The organism is Muribaculum sp., from assembly GCF_029051885.1.
Classification (GTDB): Bacteria; Bacteroidota; Bacteroidia; order Bacteroidales; family Muribaculaceae; genus Muribaculum.
In genome coordinates this window covers 1-4,551 of the sequence record NZ_JAIDKI010000235.1, presented here as the reverse complement: position 1 = coordinate 4,551, position 4,551 = coordinate 1, and the positions used below count along the sequence as shown (strand labels likewise).

Genomic DNA, 4,551 nt, shown 5'->3' with positions numbered 1-4,551 from the left:
TGGAAAATCACTTACAATCCGCAATCCATGGAAAATGCCCGCATACTCACCTATCTGTCGAAAATCCGCGTATGAATCCCTACATTAAATACATCATTGCCACTGCCATTGCCGCATCGGCGGCACTTACACCCGCCAACGCCGGGCAACTGAAAATCACCGTCGACTCGGCGCGCCACGTGGTCATCATTCCTGCCGTAGAGGGTGGAGCCGACGTGGCCGTGGCCATAGTCGACGGTCGCATCGGCTCGCCCGACACCACTGTCACCATAGCTTCGCAGCTGCTGATGCAGAACGACCTGCACGGACATGTCGAGGATGCGGCATGGTATCTGCGCACACCGCGCCGAGAGGCCGGACCTGCTGCCGACGCACTGATGCTGACTCAGGGATGGACGCGCTACGATATGCCGGCAGCCATTCGCGGTGAAATAAACGACTCGCTCCCCTTCCCTCTGGAAATCGGCGCACAGCTCGACGGCGTAATCCGCTCCAAATGGCGCGGTAAGCCATTGGCCGGAGTCACGGCCAACGTGCTCGCCCCGCGCATGGCCGACGGCGCATCGGCAGTCACCGACTCCCTGGGACGATTCCATATCACAGGTATCGAATGGGCCGACTCGACATTCTTCGTAATCAGCGCCATGAACTCAAAGGGGAAACTCGAAGAGAACATCCATCCCGACTTCGATTCATTCCCTACTATCGCAATTCTCCCCGAATCGCAGTCAATAGCCGAATCCTTCGCCGCTCTTGACGAAGACCCCGACCGATGGGACAACTATGTGGCCCGACTCAACTCATCCCCACAGGGAATGCAGATATCACTCAAAGAGGTTGTAGTCCGTGCCACTAAAAAGCGCGAGGGCGCGAACGCAATAGACTACCTCGCCTCGGTATACATACGCCCCGACAATGATAAAGACATACGCTCATATGAGGAGGCCGTAACTCACATACCCGGAGTAAACGTGATAAATGACAGATTAATGTATCATCAAACCCCTGTTTCCGTATGGGTTGACGGACGATATCTTGGATCTGCGGATGAACAGAGCCGGATACGCAAAAGTGGAGCATCTCTTCGCGCAAGAAAGACAAGCTATACATCCCTACAGACCTATGGCATTGGAGGTGCTTCTCCTGCAAATTTAGATGAAAGTATTAATTACAATGCCAATTCCTATAGTGCTACTAATTTGTATGATATCGGTCTGTTCACTAACAACCTGAAACTAATCGATTTAGAGAACATGTATCCATTCGCCGATAATGAATCAGTAGCATATATTCCTCCACATCTTTCGGTATTGTTTAAACATGGGACAAATACAAATGGTGGTGTTTTAAATATCAAGACCAAGCATCCAGGCAAAATATCAAATACCTTGTCTCCTGAATTCCGGACAATATCTCCCCTCGGCTACCAAAGGCGCAAAAAATTCTACACTCCAGCGTACTCTCCCGAGGGCATTCCGGAGGAACAGACCGGTGCAACCCTACGCTGGCTCCCGAAAGTCGACCTCACGCAATCGATAGAGCTCCCAATCCCCGCCAACATCTCCCCTTCCGAAATCACTGTATCCGTCGAGGGCCTTACCCCGCAAGGCTCAATGGTCAGCATCACACATTAATCTGTTTAGTCGCCGGGCTACGCCGGGCATGCCGTGTATATACATCTCAAACCTATGGCTGCGAACCGCTAATGCGGCTCTTGCCATAGGCTAACGTTGTGGACGCCCCCAAAGGGGCTATGCGCTAACGCGTGGAGTTGTCAATGTAGCCACAATGGAATACAGATTGTGAACAGCCACAAAAACAGCCGTGCGCTAACGCAGGGAGTTGCAGCTGCAACAAAATCATATCACCAAACAATCATGCAATCATGCATTGAACATTAGTCACCTGCGTAACACAATCTTATAGATTATCCCAATTTCCGCACCCCATACCATCCCATTCGGCTCCATCCACAACCCAACGCGTTAGCGCACAGCCCCTCTGGGGGCGTTCACAACGTTAGCCCCACCCAAGAGCCGCCATAGCGGTTCGCAGGGTGGGGTTGGTTCCCTCCCTCGAATGCCCGGCGTAGCCCGGCGACTAAACACCAACCCTGCCACTAACATCACCATCCCACCCCGGCTCACACCCACAACCCAACGCGTTAGCGCACAGCCCCTCTGGGGGCGTCCACAACGTTAGCCCCACCCAAGAGCCGCATTAGCGGTTCGCAGGGTGGGGTTGATTCCACCACCCCCTGCATGCCCGGCGTAGCCCGGCGACTTAACTCCATCCATGCCACCAATACCAACATACCACCCCGGCTCACACCCACAACCCCCGCGTTAGCGCACAGCCCCTCTGGGGGCGTCAACAACGTTAGCCCCACCCAAGAGCCGCCATAGCGGTTCGCAGGGTGGGGTTACCCCCCTCTCCTCGCATGCCCGGCGTAGCCCGGCGACTAAACACCAACCCTGCCATATCCCACAAATAGCGCCACCTAATACTCCATTTCCACAACACCCCCAAATATATGGATTAGATTGCGCTCGGGAAAATGGGATGAATAAAAGTTATTATCATATGCTTCGAGTGATGAACACCTGTTTAATATTATATTGCTGATTTGAACTTTTATCAGAAATAATTTGTAACTTTAAGGAGACACGTTTCATCACATATTTATGAGTTCTACACTAAAAATTTACTGCAAAAACATAGGCGAATATGTGGATTTCCAGGGAGGACAGACCCTCATGGATATCTACAACTCACTCGCCGACCGCATACCACAGCGCCCCATCTGCGCCCACGTCAACAACAAGACCGAAGACCTCTCCTACCCACTCTTTGCCCCCAAGCAGGTCGAGTTCCTTACCGCCACGAGCCCATCGGGCCACAGGGTATACATCCGTTCGCTGTGCATGATGCTCTATCGCGCGGTAGTGGCCCTGTATCCGGGCGCACGCCTGATAATAGAGCACTCTATCGGACGCGGCTACTATTGCCGCATCGTCGGCACTGAGGTCGCCATGTCGCAACAGGTTGTCGACTCCCTTCGCGATTACATGCACTCTCTTGTCAAGCGCGCTCTGCCATTCGAGCGCAAGGAGCGTCTTACCTCCGATGTCATAAAGATATTCGAGGAGCAAGGCCTTGACGACAAGGTGAAACTGCTGCAAAGCCTCCACGACCTATACACGGTATATTACCGCCTCGACGGTGTGTGCGACAGCTACTACGGCAACCTCGCTCCCTCCACCGACATGTGTCAGGTATTCGACCTGCGCCTGTTTAAGGAGGGATTCCTCCTCATGGGTATGGCGAAGGATGACCCTACGGCTGCCGAATCGCCGATAATGCAGGAAAAAATGTATCACGCATTCACCGACTATCTCGCCTTCAACCGAGTGATTGGAGTGGCCAATGTCGGAGAGCTCAACCTTGCAATAGCCCATAAGGAGGCCCCGATGCTCATCAATGTGGCCGAAGCGCTCCACGACAAGAAAATCGGACGCATATCCGACGAGATTCAGAGCCGCTACAACGAGGGAGGCGCACGCGTGGTGCTCATCGCAGGCCCGTCATCGTCAGGAAAGACCACATTCACAAAACGTCTCGCCATACAGCTGATGACCAATCTCCTCGAGCCGAAGATGATATCGCTCGACGACTATTTCGTCAACCGCGAGGACACCCCGCGCGAACCCGACGGCGACTACGATTACGAATCGCTCTATGCTCTCGACCTGCAGCAGTTCAATGCCGACCTCAATGCACTGCTCGCCGGCGAGGAGGTGAAGCTCCCCACCTACAACTTCGAACTGGGGCGACGCGTATACAAAGGCAATACCCTCAGGCTCACCAACCGCAGCGTGCTCCTCATCGAAGGCATCCACGGACTCAACCCCGAGCTTACCAAAGAGATTGACGCGCGCATGAAATTCATGATCTACGTGTCGGCCCTTACCACCCTGTCTATTGACGACCACAACTGGGTGCCCACCTCCGACAACCGTCTGCTCCGCCGCATGGTGCGCGACAGCCGCTACCGCGGAGTCAGCGCCACAGAGACGATACGCCGCTGGCCCAGCGTGCGACGCGGAGAGGACAAATGGATCTACCCCTACCAGGAAAATGCCGACGCCATGTTCAACTCATCACTCATATTTGAGCTGAGCGTCATAAAGGAATACGCCGAAGAGCTGCTGCGCGGAGTGCCGCGCGACATCCCCGAGTACGCCGAAGCCTACCGCCTGCGCACTCTACTGAGCTACTTCACGCCCATCACCGACAGGACAATCCCCACCACATCTCTCCTGCGCGAGTTCCTCGGAGGCTCCTCATTCCGCTACTGACCACACTCCTCCGCATAGACCGGACGACAACCTACAGACAGCGCCACAAAAGTCCCATCGGAAACTTTTGTGGCGCTGTCCACGTTCAACCATGCTTGCCGGTATGCAAATGCTGCCATTTAGAGCTTGTTTAATAATAAATGTTGCCGCCAGGGTCGTATAGCTTGAGACGATTTTCGACATGTGACGAAGG

2 protein-coding genes are annotated in these 4,551 nt (G+C 54.0%); both read left to right on the top strand.

Annotated features, from left to right (window positions below):
• Positions 1-71 precede the first annotated feature (71 nt).
• Positions 72-1,634, top strand: a complete 1,563-nt coding sequence (locus tag K2I50_RS09715; protein WP_301026124.1) for a hypothetical protein — start codon at positions 72-74, stop codon at positions 1,632-1,634.
• A gap of 1,050 nt (positions 1,635-2,684) precedes the next feature.
• Positions 2,685-4,358, top strand: a complete 1,674-nt coding sequence (locus K2I50_RS09710) for a nucleoside kinase (protein WP_301026122.1) — start codon at positions 2,685-2,687, stop codon at positions 4,356-4,358.
• Positions 4,359-4,551: the final 193 nt, after the last annotated feature.

Excerpts from the sequence above, each read along its gene's own strand:
- K2I50_RS09715 (WP_301026124.1), top strand. The coding sequence starts at position 72 with ATGAATCCCTACATTAAATACATCATTGCCACTGCCATTGCCGCATCG.
- K2I50_RS09710 (WP_301026122.1), top strand. The coding sequence starts at position 2,685 with ATGAGTTCTACACTAAAAATTTACTGCAAAAACATAGGCGAATATGTG.